6 protein-coding genes are annotated in these 21,370 nt (G+C 59.1%); 5 read left to right on the top strand and 1 reads right to left on the bottom strand.

Annotated features, from left to right (window positions below; all coding sequences use genetic code 11):
• Window positions 1–83 precede the first annotated feature (83 nt).
• A complete protein-coding gene (locus tag OOJ60_RS07890; RefSeq protein ID WP_200035673.1) occupies window positions 84–1,649 on the top strand; it encodes a methyl-accepting chemotaxis protein in 1,566 nt (521 codons plus the stop codon).
• Here OOJ60_RS07890 and OOJ60_RS07885 read toward each other — a convergent pair.
• On the bottom strand, window positions 1,646–2,290 hold the full coding sequence (locus tag OOJ60_RS07885) for a PadR family transcriptional regulator (protein WP_205612358.1): 645 nt from the start codon (window positions 2,288–2,290) through the stop codon (window positions 1,646–1,648). The genes OOJ60_RS07890 and OOJ60_RS07885 overlap by 4 nt on opposite strands.
• A gap of 226 nt (window positions 2,291–2,516) precedes the next feature.
• On the opposite strand from OOJ60_RS07885, the gene OOJ60_RS07880 reads away from it, so the two are divergent.
• The 4 genes from OOJ60_RS07880 (at window position 2,517) to OOJ60_RS07865 (ending at window position 21,342) form a co-directional block, all read left to right on the top strand.
• Window positions 2,517–3,284 carry a siderophore-interacting protein gene (locus OOJ60_RS07880; RefSeq protein ID WP_205612357.1) on the top strand — a complete coding sequence of 256 codons (768 nt, stop codon included), beginning with the start codon at window positions 2,517–2,519 and terminating at the stop codon, window positions 3,282–3,284.
• A gap of 267 nt (window positions 3,285–3,551) precedes the next feature.
• Window positions 3,552–4,043, top strand: coding sequence for a hypothetical protein (locus OOJ60_RS07875; protein ID WP_205612356.1), 492 nt, complete (start codon window positions 3,552–3,554; stop codon window positions 4,041–4,043).
• A gap of 654 nt (window positions 4,044–4,697) precedes the next feature.
• Window positions 4,698–6,002, top strand: coding sequence for a TolC family outer membrane protein (locus OOJ60_RS07870; RefSeq protein WP_042292970.1), 1,305 nt, complete (start codon window positions 4,698–4,700; stop codon window positions 6,000–6,002).
• Window positions 6,003–6,084: 82 nt separating this feature from the next.
• On the top strand, window positions 6,085–21,342 hold the full coding sequence (locus OOJ60_RS07865) for an Ig-like domain-containing protein (protein WP_205612355.1): 15,258 nt from the start codon (window positions 6,085–6,087) through the stop codon (window positions 21,340–21,342).
• Window positions 21,343–21,370 lie beyond the last annotated feature (28 nt).

The following is a 21,370-nucleotide window of genomic DNA, read 5'->3' as shown; positions in this document are numbered from 1 at the left end:
AAACTGATCAATATCATAAAGTTACTGAGATTCCGACCGATAAGAAATGCTATCTGAGAAAAACGATCTCCGGGAGGGGAAATATGTTTTTGCGTAACGTGAAAATTCGTTCAAAGTTATTTATCGCGTTTGGTTTGTTTATTGTGCTGATGATGGTGAGTTCCGGTTTGTCGATATTTAGCCTGGATCGTGCGAATCGTGGTATGCAAAACATCCTGATCGACGATTATCCGATCACGGTAAAAGCCAACAAACTTATCGACAATTTTCAGGAGTATGTCAGCACGCAACAACTGATGCTGATGGATGAAGAAGGGCGTTGGACAGGGGCTTCGCAGGCCCGGCTCGACGCGATAAGCCAGCAGATTAGCCTTCTGCTGGACGAGCTAAGCGCGGCGCCGCTCGACGATAAATCGAAAACGGTGATAGCAGACATTCGCGACGTGCGTGAGCAGTATCTTGCCTCGCAGCACCGTATCCAGGCGGCGGTGCAAAGTCACAACCGTCAGGCGGCAATGCAGGAGATGATGACCACCACGGTAAACGTGCAGCAGGCGTATAAAGATAAAGTTATGGCGTTGATCGCCATCGAAGACGCGCAGATGCTAAAAGCAGGCGAGCAAGTGGAGAGCGATTTTAAAGCCAACCGGATCCTGCTTGTCGCCCTGGCGCTGGCAGGCATTGTCGCTGGTTGCGTTATGGGGCTGTACATCGTGCGTTCCATTACCCGACCGCTGGACGACGCTGTCCAGTTTGCCGAAGCGATCGCCGAGGGCGACCTGACCCGCACTATCGCCTGCGAACAGCGGGACGAAACCGGCGTATTGCTGCAGGCGCTGATGACCATGAAAAACCGCCTGCAAGAGATTGTGCAGGAGGTACAAAACGGCTCGGAGAATATTTCCAGCGCGGCGGCGCAGATTGTGGCTGGCAACCAGGATCTGGCGGCGCGTACCGAAGAGCAGGCCAGCTCGGTTGAACAAACTGCCGCCTCGATGGAACAGATCACCGCGACGGTGAAAAACACAGCGGAGCATACCGGAGAAGCGACGAAGCTCTCTGCGGGGGCGGCGACCGTAGTGAAAAACAACGGTGAAATGATGAATCAGGTCACGCAAAAAATGCGCGTCATAAATGAAACCGCTAACCGCATGTCCGACATCATTAATCTGATTGACTCTATTGCCTTCCAGACCAACATACTGGCGCTGAACGCTGCCGTAGAAGCGGCGCGTGCGGGTGAACACGGGCGTGGGTTCGCGGTAGTGGCGGGTGAAGTGCGGCAGTTGGCGCAGAAAAGCGCTTCGTCCGCCAGCGAGATCCGTAATCTGATTGAAGATTCCACCGGTCAGACTCAGGAGGGAATGCTGCTGGTCGAAAAAGCGAATGCGCTAATCAACGGTATGGTGAGCAATGTTGAGGAAATGGACGTGATCCTGCGGGAAATCGGCCAGGCCAGTCGCGAACAGACCGACGGAATTTCGCAGATCAACAGCGCGATTGGCCTGATCGACGCCACCACGCAACAGAACTCCTGTCTGGTGGAGGAGTCCGTTGCCGCGGCAGCGTCACTGAATGAGCAGGCGCTTCACTTAAAAGAGCTGGTGAAAGTGTTCCGTGTCAGGGAAGACGACGCGCAGCCAGCTTAATCCAGTTGAGTGATTTCCAGCGCCGCGCGGTCGATCACGCCAGTGATCTGTTTTAACTGCGCGTCGCTGAGATTCCCTTGATTCACTTTCAGGTCCAGCACCGCCTTGAAATTGTCCAGCGCCCGCTTCATCTGCGGATTCTTACGCAGTTCAGCGCCAACATTACGTGCAGTGATCCGCGCCTGAATGTGTCCGAGGTGTTCCTGGTTCTCCTCCAGCCATTGTGCGCCGGACGCGGTAAGGGTGATTTTCTTCCGTCCGCCGTCTTCTTCGCTAATGGTGATAAGCGCCTGCTCCTGTAAAAAATCGAGCGTTGGATAGATCACGCCCGGGCTGGGGGTATAGTTCCCTTGAGTCAAATTTTCGATAGCTTTGATCAGCTCGTAGCCATGACTGGCCTCACGGGAGAGGATATCCAGAATCACCAGACGCAGCTCGCCATGTCCGAAGAAGCGTTGGCGTCTTCCACCGCCTCTGCCATGACGTTGCCCACACCCGCCGTGATGATGACCTTCGCCATTACATCCGCCGTGTTGATGACCTTCGCTGTGACAGCCGCCCTGGTGGCGACCTTCGCCGGAACAGCAGCCCTCATGATGCTCCCCTTCGCCGTTGCAGCAACCCTCGTGATGATGTCGCATAGGTTTCTCCTGATGTTTATTAGATGTATCTAATTTATATCTAAATCTTTGATTTTGGCAAGCTGTGCAATGAAAATTTTATAATCTATTGAATTTAATGCTTATTTGTAGCGGGTGAGGCTTTATAAAACAGTATCGAAAAATCGCTTGCAATCATCTTGATTAGCAATCATTATCATTTGAAGATTAAATTCGATATATCTGATTATTTCACGAAGGCAGCGACATGACCGACATCACCCCACGTTATCCTCAACGCGTGCGCAACGAATTGCGTTTTCGCGAACTTACCGTTTTGCGCGCGGAACGTATCAGCGCAGGCTTTCAACGCATTGTACTGGGCGGCGACGCGCTGAAAGGCTTTTGCTCACACGGCTTTGACGATCACACGAAAGTCTTTTTCCCCCAGGCTGGCGCTCCGTTTGTCCCTCCAACGGTCACTGACGAAGGCATTGTCTGGGGAGAGGGCGCACGCCCGGCGTCCCGTGACTACACGCCGCTTTACGATGAAGCGCGTCATGAACTGGCGCTGGATTTCTTCATTCACGATGGCGGCGTGGCGAGCCGTTGGGCGATGCAGGCTCGCGAAGGGGACACGCTGACCATCGGCGGGCCGCGTGGTTCGCTGGTGGTGCCGGAGGATTATGCATACCAGGTTTATGTTTGCGATGAGTCAGGTATGCCCGCGCTGCGTCGGCGTCTGGAAGCGCTCAGCCGCTTGCCGGTCAGGCCGTCGGTGACCGCGCTGGTGAGCGTCAACGATCCTGCTTATCGGGATTACCTGGCGCATCTTGACGGGTTCAACATCGAATGGCTGGCGCACGACGAGCAGGCGATTGATGCGCGACTGGCGCAATTGTCGGTGCCAGCGGCAGATTACTTTATCTGGGTCACCGGAGAAGGAAAGGTGGTCAAAAACCTCAGCCGCCGTTTCGAAAGCGATGCGTTTGACCCGCAGTTGGTGCGCGCGGCGGCCTACTGGCATCGAAAATAAGGCCGTCCGTGGCCCCATTGTTGCAGGCCGGGTAAGGTGTTTTCGCACCACCCGGCAAAAAGGCGATGTCAGAAAATTCGCCAGGATATTTCGTTCTGCCATTAAGATTATCCTAAATAATGGGGGTAATTTAGCCGACTGTTTACCGTAACGTTTTATTATTTTCACATTAACTGGAAAATTTAGGACTTTTCAGTTCCAAAAAACTATAAATCCATCGCGACTGCCGTTAGGATAGCTTTTCCAAAATTACTGACTCGCTATATCATGTTCTACACAAAAGTCTTCATGTTGCTGTGTGCATTAAGCATTGGCACCTTTCTTTTTCTTTCAATTCGCTATTTGCTGACGTCGCCGTTTAGTGCGAATAATCTGTTGTCCGAACAGCGAATGCGTGACCAGCGTATTATTGAGGAGATCCTTCACGTTTGGCCCTATGAAGAAACAGTGGGCTGTACGCAGTACTATTTGCATCCGGCGATTATTCATCAAATCTCACATCGCATGGAGCAGGCTGAAAAATTTAACGATACCGACTATCGCCTGCATGATGAAACGCTCGAACTGGCGAAACGTGAATTCATTTCTTCGATCATCGAACTTAATTATACAATATACGCATTCCTGCTCTCTGAAGGCTCGGAATACAACGACTATCGCGACAAAATAGGCATCAAGTCGCAAATGATGATCGAAAAGTACGACCGCTTTCTTTTCACCTGTAAGCGGAAAAACCACACCGTTTTACTCCCTTCCTGATTTCCCGCATTAACACGCTCACCTCGGCATGGATGCTAACTGATTGGAATAATATTGTTTCTAATTTGTTATTCATCTGAAAACTGATCCGGTTTAATTTTAGTCAGGGATGAACAATACTGATGAATCTCTGCGCACCCATGGCTTTTTAGTTCAAAATTTCAGCAGGTAAAGGGCTTTTCAGAGTGTTTAAGATCTTTGGTTGAAATATCATCTTATTGTTTTTATTGGTTTTAGTTCTTCATGGTTACAATCAGAAATCATTTAAGATGAATTAAGGTTATTTTTCTTTCCTCGTTTACCCCGACACCTCAGAATATTCTTCAACCCGTGATGCCAGCGATAGGTAACGCTTACCCTGAATACCCGGGGAAGTGTCTTTTCTGGACGCTGGAAAATGTCATACAGACGTAGTGATGATGACGTTTTTCAACTTTGTTTGTCACGGACAGGTATATGTCGTTATCAGTGTGGGCATTATTTAAGCTCAGGGGAGACTGACCGTTAAATTCAGCGGAATGCGCTGAAAACACATTGATAAGGGCATATCTCATAGCAGGCTTCGTTATTTTCCATATCGCTCTGAAAAAGAAAAGTGTGGAGGCATCGGTCAGCCTGAAGAAAGCCATTTTAATTAGGATATGTGTTGTGAGTATGCGTTTTGTTTTTTCATTGGTGACGTTAACCCTTGCACTTTGCGGCGCTTCTGTTTCTTGCTTCGCGGCATTAGCGAATGTTGAAGAGACGAATCTGAAAGAAAGTATTTTATTTGCTTTAGATCGCGACCCGGCAATTAGCCGTCAGGCCGCGCAAATGGGAATCGGCCAGGCAATGACAAAAGAGGCGAAAAGCGGCTGGATGCCGCAAATTGGCTTAACGGCGAGTACCGGTCACAGCCAGACAACGGATTCCAGTGGCTCGTTAAATAATTCTGCAGCCTGGGGAATTACCGTTACGCAATTAGTGTATGACTTTGGTAAAACCAATAGCGCTATTGCCCAGTCGGAAGCGCAATACGAAAGTTATCGCTATCAGTTGATGGCCACCCTTTCGGAAGTGGCGGAAAAAGCCGCGCAGGGTTATGTCGAAGTGAAACGCTATAGCGCCTTAGTGAATGCGGCGCGGGAGAACATCGCCGCGCTGGAGAAAATTCAGCATCTGGCGCAGCTGCGCGCTGGCGCAGGTCTTAGCTCGACCTCTGACGATCTGCAAACCCAGACCCGCATTGCCGGGATGCGAGCGACGCTGGAGCAGTACGACGCCGCGTTGCAAAAAGCGAAAGCGGTGCTGGCGGTACAGACCGGTATCAGTGCCCATCGTTACGCCCGTCTGCCGGAGAACCTGGAAGCCAAACAGGTCGCCGTTGACGATATCGATTATTCCAGAATCCCTGCCGTGCTGTCCGCACGCGCGATGGTGACATCCGCACAGCACGGCATTGATCGGGCGAAAGCCCAACATCTGCCCACGCTCAGCCTGAAAGCGGGACGCACCCGTTATGAATCTGACAATCGCGGCTACTGGGACGATCAAATCCAGCTCAGCGTGGATGCGCCGCTGTATCAGGGTGGTGCGGTTTCCGCGCGCGTTGATCAGGCGCAGGGGGCAAAGGCGATGGCCGCTTCAGAAGAAGAAAAAGCGCGATTCGACATTCTGCAAAAAGCCTCATCGGCAATGGCGGACTGGAAAGGCGCACGCGGTCGTGAAGATGCCGGCAAATTCCAACTGGTTAATGCCATGCAAACCCGCAGCGTTTACAAAAACGAATACACCCTGAGCAAAAAAAGCATTAATGACCTGCTGAGCGTCGAACAGGACGTCTGGCAGGCGCAATCTTCACGCATTAATGCTGAATACGACGGCTGGAGCGCCGCCATTCAGTACGCGACGGCAGTCGACAACCTGTTGCCCCTTATCGGGATTGAAAAACAGGCATCTAAAAAATTGCCCGATCTCTAATCCATTTTACTCGCAGCACCATGACCTCAGGGACGCGACCCGCAAGCGTAGTACTGATTAACTGACCTTTATGAGCCAGACTATGAATACATTAAAAACCGCAAACATTATCAATCGTCACACCGCGAAAAAAACCGTCCTGTCGGGCGAAGGCAACCTTTCCGTCGCAGTATCCGGCGCTTCCGTGATCGAAATCCTCGGTTCCGCTCAGGATGTGGCCCGCTACGTCCGCCAGGGCAACGACCTGCTGATCTACATGAAAGACGGCAGCGTGATTCGTTGCAGCGGCTATTTCACCGAAGATCCCGAGTCGAAACTGCACTCTGAACTGGTTTTCAATGATGAAACGGGACTGACCCACGTGACCTTTGACGATGTGGGCAATGTTGCCAGCCTGGACGCGGTTGAGCTGACGGCGCATGCGACGCCGATCGACAGCATCGAACCGTTGATGGCGGAAGCCGCCAGCGAAGAGAATGATTTTCCGTGGGCATGGCTGGCAGGTGCCGCGTTGGGCGGCGGCGCGATTGGCGCGCTGCTGGCTAATGATGACGGCGGTGAAACGAAAACAGTCACAGTGACCGAAACTGAAACCGTTGATAACACCAAAAATACGCCAACCTACATGGTCACCGATAATCAGGGCGACAAACAGGGCGGTCTGACCGCCAATGCCACGACCGACGATAACACGCCGACCTTCAGCGGGACCGGCCATCCGGGCGCGACAATTCAAATCAAAGACAGCAACGGCAACACCATCGCCAGTACAATGGTCGATGCAAATGGGGTCTGGACGGTACTGCTGCCCACGCAGACCGACGGCGTACATACCTGGTCTGTCGTGCAAATCAACGGTGGCGAGTCCACCTCAGCAGGCAAAATTACGGTCAATGTCGATACCACGCAGGCAACCCTCACGCTGGCGACAACGGCTAACGATAATGTGATTAACGCCAGTGAACAGTCTGCCGGGTTTACGCTGTCAGGCAGTAGCAGTCATCTGGCGCAGGGCACGCAACTGACCGTCACGCTAAACGGTAAAAGCTATCTCACCCGCGTCGACGCGAACGGGGAGTGGCAGATCAACGTCCCGGCGGCGGATGCCGCTGCGTTGGCTGACGGGAGCTGGACGGTGAGCGTAAGCGGTCAGAATGCGGCGGGCAATACGGTGACGGGCACTCAGGTGATCGCTGTCGACACACAGGCGCCGCTGCTGTCGATGGATAGCATCGCCGTTGATCAGATCCTCAATGCCGTTGAGCACAACGCGTCCCTGGCATTAAGCGGAAAAACCACTGCCGAAGCCGGGCAGACGGTCACACTGACGCTGAACGGCCAAACCTATACCGCCCTTGTGACGAACGAGGGGACCTGGGCGCTGACGGTGGACGCCGCAGACGTACAGGCGCTGGCGAATGGCGACCATTCTTTGACGGTTTCAGTGAGCGATAAAGCCGGGAACGCGGCGGATTTCTCCGATCAACTGACTGTCGACACCACCGCGCCGATCCTGACGGTCAATCCCGTAGCTGGCGATAATATCCTTAATGATGATGAGCAGGATGTCGCTCAACTGATTTCAGGAATGGCGAACGGCGCCGCGCCCGGCGACGTCGTGACCGTTCAGTTTGGTGATCAGACCTTTACTGGCGTGGTACAGGCAGACGGCAGCTGGAGCGTGGGCGTTCCGGCCTCGTTGTTTAATTCCATGAGCAACGGGCAGCACACCATTACCGTGACGGTGACCGATGCGGCGGGCAATACCAGCACAGCCACCCACGATGTGACTCTCAACAGCCTGGCCGTCGGGATCACCGTCGATACTATTAGCCAGGACAACGTACTTAACGCCCAGGAGTCGATGCAGCCGCTGACCTTAAGCGGCGCCAGTACTCTCGCGGACGGCAGCACCCTGACCGTGATGCTCAACAATATCGCCTATACCGCAACGGTCAACGGTGGCGTCTGGTCTGTTCAGGTGCCGGTTTCTGATGTACTGAACCTTGCCAATACCCTCTATCATGTCACCGTTAGCGGCACGGACGCCACCGGTAACAGCGGCACGACCAGCGCATCCTTCCTCGTCGACACGGCGCTGCCGCAGGTGGTCATTAATCACTTCGCCACCGACAACCTGGTGAACCACGCGGAAACGCAAAGCGACCAGATTTTAAGCGGTCGTGTCATCCATGCCGCGGCGGGCGATACGGTCACCGTTCAGGTCGGCGGAAAAAGCTACAGCGCTACCGTGGAAAATGATCTGAGCTGGAAGGTGACCATTCCGGCCAACGACCTGCAACACTTTGGCGATGGCGACCTCACCTTTACCGCTTCCGTAACCAACAGTCATGGCAATACCGGGACCGGCGATCGCGATATCAGCATTAATGCGTCGCTGCCGGGCCTGCGTATAAATACGCTTTCTGGCGACGACATTGTTAACGCCATCGAACACCATCAGGATCTGGTGGTGAGCGGTAGCAGCAGCCATCTGGCGGCGGGTACGCTGGTCACGGTGTCTATCAATAACGTGAATTATCAGGCGGTGGTGAGCAGCAACGGGGGTTGGCAGATTGGTGTTCCGGCAAGCGACTTGCAAAACTGGAACGCAGGACAACTGACCGTAACAGCCAGCGCACAGGATGGCTGGGGCAACCCCGTGTCCGTTGATCATCCGGTTGAGCTGGATCTTGATCCGGTGGCAATTACGATCAATACCGTTTCCGCAGACGATCTCATTAACGCCGCGGAGAAAGGCGCAGACCTGCTGCTTTCAGGGCAAACTCAGGGCGTGGAAGCGGGTCAAACTGTGGTGGTGAAATTCGCTGACCAGACTTTTACGGCACAGGTTCAGGCGGACGGTTCCTGGCGCGTGACTGTACCGTCATCGGCGATGGATTTACTGACCGACAGCCGCGAACAGATTGGCGTAAGCGTGACTAACGTCAGTGGCAACACGGCCAGTGCGAGCCATACCGTCACCCTGGACTCCCACGCGCCGGTGATCGCCATCAGCACCATCGCGGCAGACGATATCCTGAACGCCACGGAAGCGCAGGCGGATCTGCTGATCGGCGGCACCACCACTGCTCCGGCGGGTCAGACGGTGACCGTGACGATTGGCGGCACCGGTTACACCACCCAGGTGGAGGCCAACGGCAGCTGGAGCGTCACCGTTCCGGCAGCGGATGTGGCGTCCCTTGCCAGCGGCACCGTAACGGTCAGCGTGGCAGACGCCGCCGGTAACACCGGTTCGGCCAGCCATACCCTGACCGTCGACACCGCCGCCCCGGTGGTGACCATCAACACCGTGGCGACGGACGACATCATCAACAGCGCCGAACACGGCCAGACGCAGCTGGTCAGCGGCGCCGTCAGCGGTGCGGCGGCGGGTGATGCGGTTGTCGTCACCATCAACAACAAAACCTACACCACGGTGGTGGATGCATCCGGCAACTGGAGCGTCGGCGTTCCGGCGGCAGATATCACCGCCCTGAACGACGGCACCACCACTGTGTCAGTGACCGTCACCAGTGCCGCAGGCAACAGCGGCTCGGCCACCCACGATGTGACGGTCAACACCGCCGCGCCGGTGGTGACCATCAACAGCGTGACCGCCGACGACGTGATTAACGCCGCCGAGCAGGGCGCGGACCTGACGCTCTCCGGCGCCACCACAAACGTGGAAGCCGGCCAGAACGTCACCGTGCTGTTTAACGGCAAATCGTACACGGTAACTGTCAACAGCACCGGCAACTGGACGCTGGTCGTCCCGGCTGCGGATTTATCCACCCTGACTGACGGCAGCGCCCGCGTGGAGGCCAGCGTCAGCAATGCGGCAGGTAACAGCGCATCGGCCACCCACGACTACAGCATCGACACCGATGCGCCGGTTATCTCCATCAGCACGATCTCCGCGGATGACGTACTGAACGCGGCGGAACAGCAGCAGCCGCTTACCGTGCAGGGCAACACCAGCGCAGAAGCGGGGCAGACCGTAACGGTAACGCTGAATGGTGCTAATTACACCGCGCAGGTGCAGGCCAACGGCAGCTGGAGCGTGACCGTTCCGGCAGCGGATGTGGCGTCCCTTGCCAGCGGCACCGTAACGGTCAGCGTGGCAGACGCCGCCGGTAACACCGGTTCGGCCAGCCATACCCTGACCGTTGACACTGCCGCCCCGGTGGTGACCATCAACACCGTGGCGACGGACGACATCATCAACAGCGCCGAACACGGCCAGACGCAGCTGGTCAGCGGCGCCGTCACCGGTGCGGCGGCGGGTGACGCGGTAGTGGTCACCATTAACAACAAAACCTACACCACGGTGGTGGATGCATCCGGCAACTGGAGCGTCGGCGTTCCGGCGGCGGATATCACTGCCCTGAACGACGGTATGGCAACCATCAGCGTGACCGTCACCAGTGCCGCAGGCAACAGCGGTACTGCAACGCACGATGTGACGGTGAACACCGCCGCGCCGGCCATCACCATTAACAGCGTGACCGCCGACGACGTGATCAACGCCACCGAGCAGGGCGCGGACCTGACGCTCTCCGGCACCACCACAAACGTGGAAGCCGGCCAGAACGTCGCCGTCACCTTTGGCGGCAAAACGTACACCGCCAGCGTTGATGCCAGCGGCAACTGGACGCTGGTCGTCCCGGCTGCGGATTTATCCACCCTGACTGACGGCAGCGCCCGCGTGGAGGCCAGCGTCAGCAATGCGGCAGGTAACTCTGCGTCGGTCACCCACGACTACAGCGTGGATACGGACGCGCCGGTGATTACCATCAGCACCATCGCCGCAGACGATATCCTGAACGCCACGGAAGCGCAGGCGGATCTGCTGATCGGCGGCACCACCACCGCCCCGGCGGGTCAGACGGTGACCGTGACGATTGGCGGCACCGGCTACACCACCCAGGTGCAGGCCAACGGCAGCTGGAGCGTGACCGTTCCGGCAGCGGACGTGGCGTCCATCACAACGGGGGCAGTGACGGCCAGCGTGGCAGACGCCGCCGGTAACACCGGTTCGGCCAGCCATACCCTGACCGTTGACACTGCCGCGCCGGTGGTGACCATCAACACCGTGGCGACCGACGACATCATCAACAGCGCCGAACACGGCCAGACGCAGATGGTCAGCGGCGCCGTCAGCGGTGCGGCGGCGGGCGATGCGGTAGTGGTCACCATTAACAACAAAACCTACACCACGGTGGTGGATGCATCCGGCAACTGGAGCGTCGGCGTTCCGGCGGCGGATATCACTGCCCTGAACGACGGCACCACCACTGTGTCCGTGACCGTCACCAGTGCCGCAGGCAACAGCGGTACTGCCACCCATGATGTGACGGTGAACACCGCCGCGCCGGTGGTGACCATTAACACCGTGACCGCCGACGACGTAATCAACGCCGCCGAGCAGGGCGCGGACCTGACGCTCTCCGGCACCACCACAAACGTGGAAGCCGGCCAGAACGTCACCATCACCTTTGGCGGCAAAACATATACCGCCAGCGTTGACAGTAACGGAGCATGGACGCTGGCCGTCCCGGCTGCGGATTTATCCACCCTGACTGACGGCAGCGCCCGCGTGGAGGCCAGCGTCAGCAATGCGGCAGGTAACTCCGCATCGGCCACCCACGACTACAGCGTGGATACGGGGGCGCCGGTGATCACCATCAGCACCATCGCCGCTGACGATATCCTGAACGCCACGGAAGCGCAGGCGGATCTGCTGATCGGCGGCACCACCACCGCTCCGGCAGGGCAGACGGTGACCGTGACGATTGGCGGCACCGGCTACACCACCCAGGTGCAGGCGAACGGCAGCTGGAGCGTGACCGTCCCGGCAGCGGACGTGGCCTCCATCACAACGGGGGCAGTGACGGCCAGCGTGGCAGACGCCGCCGGTAACACCGGTTCGGCCAGCCATGCCCTGACCGTTGACACTGCCGCCCCGGTGGTGTCCATCAACACCGTGGCGACGGACGACATCATCAACAGCGCCGAACACGGCCAGACGCAGATGGTCAGCGGCGCCGTCAGCGGTGCGGCGGCGGGTGATGCGGTAGTGGTCACCATTAACAACAAAACCTACACCACGGTGGTGGATGCATCCGGCAACTGGAGCGTCGGCGTTCCGGCGGCGGATATCACTGCCCTGAACGACGGCACCACCACTGTGTCAGTGACCGTCACCAGTGCCGCAGGCAACAGCGGTACTGCCACCCACGATGTGACGGTCAACACCGCCGCACCGGTGGTGACCATTAACAGCGTGACCGCCGACGACGTGATCAACGCCGCCGAGCAGGGCGCGGACCTGACGCTCTCCGGCACCACCACAAACGTGGAAGCCGGCCAGAACGTCACCGTCACCTTTGGCGGCAAAACATATACAGCCAGCGTTGACACCAGCGGCAACTGGACGCTGGTCGTCCCGGCTGCGGATCTGGCGACCCTGACCGACGGCAGCGCCCGCGTGGAGGCCAGCGTCAGCAACACCGCAGGTAACTCAGCGTCAGCCACCCACGACTACAGCGTGGATACGGGCGTGCCGGTGATCGCCATCAGCACCATCGCCGCTGACGATATCCTGAACGCCACGGAAGCGCAGGCGGATCTGCTGATCGGCGGTACCACCACCGCCCCGGCAGGGCAGACGGTGACCGTGACGATTGGCGGCACCGGCTACACCACCCAGGTACAGGCCAACGGCAGCTGGAGCGTCACCGTCCCGGCAGCGGACGTGGCCTCCATCACAACGGGGGCAGTGACGGCCAGCGTGGCAGACGCCGCCGGTAACACCGGTTCGGCCAGCCATACCCTGACCGTTGACACTGCCGCCCCGGTGGTGACCATCAACACCGTGGCGACGGACGATATCATCAACAGCGCCGAACACGGCCAGACGCAGCTGGTCAGCGGCGCCGTCAGCGGTGCGGTGGCGGGTGATGCGGTCGTCGTCACCATTAACAACAAAACCTACACCACGGTGGTGGACGCATCCGGCAACTGGAGCGTCGGCGTCCCGGCGGCGGATATCACCGCCCTGAACGACGGCACCACCACCGTGTCCGTGACCGTCACCAGTGCCGCAGGCAACAGCGGTACTGCCACCCACGATGTGACGGTGAACACCGCCGCCCCGGCCATCACCATTAACAGCGTGACCGCCGACGATGTGATCAACGCCGCCGAGCAGGGCGCGGACCTGACGCTTTCCGGCACCACCACAAACGTGGAAGCCGGCCAGAACGTCACCGTCACCTTTGGCGGCAAAACATACACCGCCAGCGTTGACAGTAACGGAGCATGGACGCTGGTCGTCCCGGCTGCCGATCTGGCTGGTCTGACCGACGGCAGCGCCCGCGTGGGGGCCAGCGTCAGCAATACCGCAGGTAACTCTGCGTCAGCCACCCACGATTACAGCGTGGATACGGGCGCGCCGGTGATCGCCATCAGCACCATCGCGGCTGACGATATCCTGAACGCCACGGAAGCGCAGGCGGATCTGCTGATCGGCGGCACCACCACCGCTCCGGCAGGGCAGACGGTGACCGTGACGATTGGCGGCACCGGCTACACCACCCAGGTGCAGGCCAACGGCAGCTGGAGCGTGACCGTTCCGGCAGCGGACGTGGCGTCCCTCGCCAGCGGCACCGTAACGGTCAGCGTGGCAGACGCCGCCGGTAATACCGGTTCGGCCAGCCATACCCTGACCGTCGACACTGCCGCCCCGGTGGTGACCATCAACACCGTGGCGACGGACGACATCATCAACAGCGCCGAACACGGCCAGACGCAGCTGGTCAGCGGCGCCGTCACCGGTGCGGCGGCGGGTGACGCGGTCGTCGTCACCATTAACAACAAAACCTACACCACGGTGGTGGATGCGGCGGGCAACTGGAGTATCGGCGTTCCGGCGGCAGATATCACCGCCCTGAACGACGGCACCACCACCGTGTCAGTGACCGTGACCAATGCCGCAGGCAACAGCGGTACTGCCACCCATGATGTGACGGTGAACACCGTCGCGCCGGTGGTGACCATTAACACCGTGACCGCCGACGACGTGATCAACGCGGCTGAGCAGGGCGCGGACCTGACGCTCTCCGGCACCACCACAAACGTGGAAGCCGGCCAGAACGTCACCGTCATCTTTGGCAATAAGACGTACACCGCCAGCGTTGACAGTAACGGAGCATGGACGCTGGTCGTCCCGGCTGCCGATCTGGCGACCCTGACCGACGGCAGCGCCCGCGTGGAGGCCAGCGTCAGCAACACCGCAGGTAACTCCGCGTCAGCCACCCACGACTACAGCGTGGATACGGGCGCGCCGGTGATCGCCATCAGCACCATCGCCGCCGACGACATTCTCAACGCCACGGAAGCGCAGGCGGATCTGCTGATCGGCGGCACCACCACCGCCCCGGCAGGGCAGACGGTGACCGTGACGATTGGCGGCACCGGCTACACCACCCAGGTACAGGCCAACGGCAGCTGGAGCGTCACCGTTCCGGCAGCGGACGTGGCCTCCATCACAACGGGGGCAGTGACAGCCAGCGTGGCAGACGCCGCCGGTAACACCGGTTCGGCCAGCCATGCCCTGACCGTTGACACTGCCGCCCCGGTGGTGTCCATCAACACCGTGGCGACGGACGACATCATCAACAGCGCCGAACACGGCCAGACGCAGATGGTCAGCGGCGCCGTCACCGGTGCGGTGGCGGGCGATGCGGTAGTGGTCACCATTAACAACAAAACCTACACCACGGTGGTGGACGCGGCGGGCAACTGGAGCGTCGGCGTTCCGGCGGCAGATATCACCGCCCTGAACGACGGCACCACCACTGTGTCAGTGACCGTGACCGACGCGGCAGGCAACAGCGGCTCGGCCACCCACGATGTGAACGTCAACACCGCCGCACCGGTGGTGACCATTAACAGCGTGACCGCCGACGACGTGATCAACGCCGCCGAGCAGGGCGCAGACCTGACGCTCTCCGGCACCACCACAAACGTGGAAGCCGGCCAGAACGTCACCGTCACCTTTGGCGGCAAAACATATACAGCCAGCGTTGACAGTAACGGAGCATGGACGCTGGTCGTCCCGGCAGCGGATCTGGCGACCCTGACCGACGGCAGCGCCCGCGTGGAGGCCAGCGTCAGCAATGCGGCAGGTAACTCAGCGTCAGCCACCCACGACTACAGCGTGGATACGGACGCGCCGGTGATCGCCATCAGCACCATCGCGGCTGACGATATCCTGAACGCCACGGAAGCGCAGGCGGATCTGCTGATCGGCGGCACCACCACCGCCCCGGCAGGGCAGACGGTGACCGTGACGATTGGCGGCACCGGCTACACCACCCAGGTACAGGCCAACGGCAGCTGGAGCGTGACCGTCCCGGCAGCGGACGTGGCCTCCATCACAACGGGGGCAGTGACGGCCAGCGTGGCAGACGCCGCCGGTAATACCGGTTCGGCCAGCCATACCCTGACCGTTGACACTGCCGCGCCGGTGGTGACCATCAACACCGTGGCGACGGACGACATCATCAACAGCGCCGAACACGGCCAGACGCAGCTGGTCAGCGGCGCCGTCACCGGTGCGGCGGCGGGTGACGCGGTTGTCGTCACCATTAACAACAAAACCTACACCACGGTGGTGGATGCATCCGGCAACTGGAGCATCGGCGTCCCGGCGGCAGATATCACCGCGCTGAACGACGGCACCACCACTGTGTCCGTGACCGTCACCAGTGCGGCAGGCAACAGCGGCTCGGCCACCCACGATGTGACGGTGAACACCGCCGCACCGGCCATCACCATCAACAGCGTGACCGCCGACGACGTGATCAACGCCGCCGAGCAGGGCGCAGACCTGACGCTCTCCGGCGCCACCACAAACGTGGAAGCCGGCCAGAACGTCACCGTGCTGTTTAACGGCAAGTCGTACACGGTAACTGTCAACAGCACCGGCCACTGGACGCTGGTCGTCCCGGCTGCGGAACTGGCGACCCTGACCGACGGCAACGCCCGCGTGGAGGCCAGCGTCAGCAATGCGGCAGGTAACTCCGCATCGGCCACCCACGGCTACAGCATCGACACGGATGCGCCGGTGATCGCCATCAACACGATCTCCGCGGATGACGTACTGAACGCGGCGGAACAGCAGCAGCCGCTGACCGTGCAGGGCAACACCAGCGCAGAAGCGGGGCAGACCGTAACGGTAACGCTGAATGGTGCTAATTACACCGCGCAGGTGCAGGCGAACGGCACCTGGAGCGTCACCGTGCCTGCTACCGATCTGGCCGGGTTAAGCAACGGTCCGCTGACGGTTTCCGCTGTTGTCAGCGACAAGGCGGGAAATGAAAGTCAGGCTGCCCATAATCTGACGGTGGATGCCAGCGCGCCGGTTATTACCGTCAATACGGTGGCGGGCGACAACATCATCAACAGTGGCGAGCAACGAGCCGGACAGACCCTCAGCGGCACCACAACTGCCGAACCGGGACAGACGGTAACCCTGACCTTTAACGGGCACACGTATCAGACGACGGTAGATACCAGCGGCAACTGGTCGCTATTCGTCCCGGCGGGCGATTTTACCGGCCTGGCGGACGGTAACTATGCCATCTCCGTCACCGTTAACGACGCGGCGGGTAATGCAGGTAACGTCACGCACAACGTGATCCTGAACGGTGATGTGCCGACTATCGCCATTGATGCCATCAGCACCGATGATGTGATCAATGCCGCAGAGCAAGGTGCTCCGTTGACTCTCAGCGGTACGACGGACGCGCCTGCCGGTCAGACGGTGACCATCACGCTTAACGGCAATCGCTATACCGCGGTGGTCGACAGCAACGGACAGTGGAGCTGCGTAGTGAGCAGCGTCGACGTCGCCGCGCTGGCGGACGGCACGGCGTATACGGTAAATGCGCAGGTCAGCAATACCATTGGCAACAGCGCCAGCGCCGATCGGGTAATGAACGTCGATCTGACCGCGCCAGCCCAGATCATCAACATTGATGCCGTGCAGGGCGACAGCGGCCTGAGCGGCAGCGACTTCATGACTAACAGCAATCTGGTGGTACTGGACGGCTCGCTCAGCGCATCGCTCGCCAGTGGCGAAACCGCGCAGATCAGTCTTGATGGCGGGACAACCTGGATCGATCTGTTGGTGAACGGCACACAGTGGACTTACGCCGACGGTCGTAGCCTGGCGGACGGCGGTTATCTGTACATTGTGCGAGTGATTGATGCGGCGGGTAACGTCGGATCGGTCGACAGTCAGTCGGTGCGGGTAGACACCACGCCGCCAGCCGTAACGCTGATCTCCGTTGATGCGATCACCCAGGATACCGGGCTGTCGACAAGCGATTACATTACGCATGACAACCAGATTTCCCTGCAAGGCTCGCTGAACGCGGCGATCGCCAGCGGTGAACATGTGCAGATCAGCCTTGATGGCGGCAACACCTGGACTGACGTCAGCGTCAGCGGACTGAGTTGGTCGTTTGCCGACGGGCGCACGCTCGCCGACGGCGATTATATTTATCAGCTGCGCGTGATCGACCAGGCGGGTAACGTCAGCGCGACCACCAGCCAGACGGTGACCGTGGATACTCTGGTACCGGACGCGACGAAAACCATCGTCTTTGACAGCATTACGGACGACAGTGGTCTGAGCAGTAGTGACTTTATTACGAAAGACACCTCGCTCAGTCTGCAGGGATCGCTGGGCGCGACGCTGGCGCCGGGCGAGATCGTCCAGATCAGCCTCGATGGCGGCGCCACCTGGCAGAACGTTACGGTGATTGGCAATAGCTGGTCGTTTGCCGATGGGCGTACGCTGGGCGAAGGCGTTCATGATTACTGGGTCCGCGTGATCGACACCGCCGGAAACATTGGCGCGACCGCGCACCAGCAGGTGTCCGTCGATCTGACCCCGCCGGACGGCGCGATCACGGTCAGCATCGACAGTATCTCTACGGATACTGGTTACAGCAGCAGCGACTTCCTGACCAACGATACCTCGCTGACCCTCAGCGGCTCCCTTGGCGCGCCGCTTGCCGCAGGCGATCGCGTACAGATTAGCGTCGATAACGGCCTGACCTGGCATGATGTCGTGACGAACGGCAACAGTTGGCATTATGTCGATTCGCGCACGCTGCCGGAAGGCGATCAGACTTACCAGGTCCGCGTTGTCGATGTGGCGGGCAACGTGGGCGCGACAACGAACCAGGTTGTCACCGTCGATCTGACCGCATCCACCAACGCGGTGAATATCCACAGTTATACCGACGACGTTGCCTCTTCACGCGGCGAGTTCGCGGCAGGCACCACAACCGACGATCGTATGCCGGTGCTGAACGGCACGCTGACGACAGGTCTGCTGACCGGGGAAATGGTGCGTATTTACCGCGCCGACGGCACACTGGTCGGCGAAGCGGACGTCAACGGCACCGACTGGACGTTCCAGTTGAACGAACCGTTGGTTGACGGCGAAAAAGGGGAGTTCTATGCGGTTGTCGTCGATGCCGCTGGCAACGAAGGCGCGCAGTCGCCGGTATTTGATTTCACTGTCGACCTCAAAATGTATGCCGATACCCAGAATACGCTGGATACCACGCCGATTATTACAGGGCGCGTGGACTTTGAAATCCTGCCGGGCGAATACGTGGAGGTGACGATCAATAACGTCGTGTACAGCTCACGCAACGGCGCGGTGGTCATTGACCCAAAAAACAGCACCTGGTACGTGCAGCTCCCGGACAGCGACGCGCTGGCGCTGGGCACTTACGACGTGAAGGCCGCGCTGTTTAAAGCCGATGGCACGGAGATTACCCATGACGACACCACTGGTGAGCTGACGGTTTCGCCAACGCCGTCCATCACCTTTACGTCATCCGCGGCCTCTTCGGAAGATACCGGTACCGCGCTAACCCTGGGCGAAGATGGGACGTGGCGTATCCTCAGTAACTCGACGGTCTTTACCCAGAACGCGACGGATTCGACTACCCTGGGCTCGTTTGACTCGGTGGCGATCAGCGGACCAGATCGTCAGCAGCAGTCGTCGTTTATCGATTTCGACCGCGATGGCCTGATGGATATTCTCGGCGCGGACACCAGCTATGCCAACGGACAGCAGTCGTTCAAATACAACGCCGACGGCAGCTATACCGCCTTCCAGGTGGGCGCTTATGGCGTGTCGGGCCAGACTAACGATCCGAACGGCAACGTCTACGGCTGGTACGGCGGCGCAATGGGGATCGATATCAACGGCGACGGCTATGTGGATATGGTCTACGGCGACGAAACGCCGAACGACTCTGAAGGACGGGGCGGCTATGACTCCGGGTTTGTACTCAACACTGACGGCACCGTGATGGGGTTTGATAAGACCGGCGCTTATGTCTATACCAATAACTCGCAGGACGGCGTGGCTTCGACCAATGGCGGTAACCCGACGCCGGACCGTGAAGTATCGGGCGTTGACCTGAACAACGACGGTTACGTGGACATTACCTATCACGCAACCTCAGGCACCAGTACGACTTCGGCCGGAGGCACCAGTAGCTCCAACTCCCGTCTGGCGATCGTAACCAACGGCGTGGATGCTAACGGCAATATGACGCTGACCAATACCCAACTGATCACGGATGTGTTCAACGGGGATAACGCATCCGATAACCATTACACCACGCTAACCTGGTCCGATCTGAATGGCGATGGCTATATGGATCTGTTTGTTGCCGGGTTGACCGCCAAAGGCGGCGCCACCAGCGCCATCTTCTATAACGACGGCACCGGCAAACTCACCGCGGCGGCCAACGGCGCGGGCGTAGGGTCAAACGTGCAGACGCTGGGCGACAGCGTGAACAGTATGTCCTCGCTGGCAGTGGACTGGAACGGCGATGGCCGGATGGATCTGATCGAAATCGCCGGAGCGGCGGGATCGACCATCGCCACCAATACCAGCAACGTGGGGCTGCTGTGGACCAACAACGGCGTGAACGGCAGCAACCAGGTTGACTGGTCTTCTCAGACTTTGCTAACCGGCGCGAACCAGGGCAGCACCAACATCACTACTGGCGCGTTGACGCTGGACCTGGATTATGACGGCGACAAGGATCTGGTGGTGTTCCGCGCCGCGGGCGGTAAAACGGAATACATCGAGAACACCAGCACCATCAGCAACGGCACGAGCATGATTTTGCGTATTGCCGATGCCAACGGGATTAACGCCTTCTATGGCAATACCGTGCTGTTGGTGGATGAGAGCACCGGCAAGGTAGTCAGCTCGCAGGTGATTAACCCGCAGGGCGGTGTGAACATGAACGACTCGTCAGGTCTGGTCTACTTCTACGGTCTGGACGCCAGCAAGTCGTACAGCGCGGTGCTGCTGGCGAACGGTCAGGATTACGGCGGCGTGTCGTCGGCGACGTTTGACGCTTCCGGCGTAGTGAACACGGTTGAAAACGTCAACGCTTCCTGGGGCGGCCTGACGGCGGTGGAGAAGAACCATGCGTACGTCCTGACAGCGGAAGACGGCGCGTCAGCGGCGAATAGCGCACTGGCGGCGACCGACGGCAGCAATACCGTGGGAATTGTGGGTACCGGCTACAACGATACGCTGAACGCTACCGCGGGCACCCATATCTATAACGGCGGCGGCGGTAGTCGCGTCGTGTCGGATGTGGACGTCTGGACTGCACAGGGCGGGATGGATGTGGTGGATTACACGCTGGCGGGCAGCGCTGCGCTGAACATCGATCTCAGCAACGGCGCGATGCAGAACACCGGTTTTGGTCAGGCACAGTTCGTCAACATTGAAGGGATTGCCGGAGGCAACGGTGACGATGTCTTTACCGGCAGCACCGGCGAAAACGTCTTCAACGGGCGCGGCGGTAACGATACTTTCAATATTGGCAACGGCGGACACGATACCCTGTTGTACAAGCTGATCAACGCCTCAGACGCCACTGGCGGCAACGGCAGCGACGTGGTCAACGGCTTTACCGTCGGCACCTGGGAAGGGACGGCGGATACCGATCGTATCGACCTGCGCGAACTGTTATCCGGCAGCGGCTACACCGGCAGCGGGTCAGCCACCTACGTCAACAGCGTCGCGACGCTGGATGCCCAGGCGGGGAATATCGAAGACTACGTCCGCGTGGTGCAGAACGGCAGCAACACCGAAATTCATGTGGATCTTGACGGTGCGGGCGGGGTCTCCGCCTCCACCACCGTGGTCACCCTGAACGGCGTACAAACCGACCTCGCCACCCTGCTGGCAAACCATCAATTGGTGATTATGTAATAACCGACGTCCGGGGGAATCGCTTCCC

Source organism: Citrobacter sp. R4 (assembly GCF_026719175.1).
GTDB lineage: Bacteria > Pseudomonadota > Gammaproteobacteria > Enterobacterales > Enterobacteriaceae > Citrobacter_A > Citrobacter_A sedlakii.
This window is presented reverse-complemented; position numbering and strand designations above follow the sequence as displayed.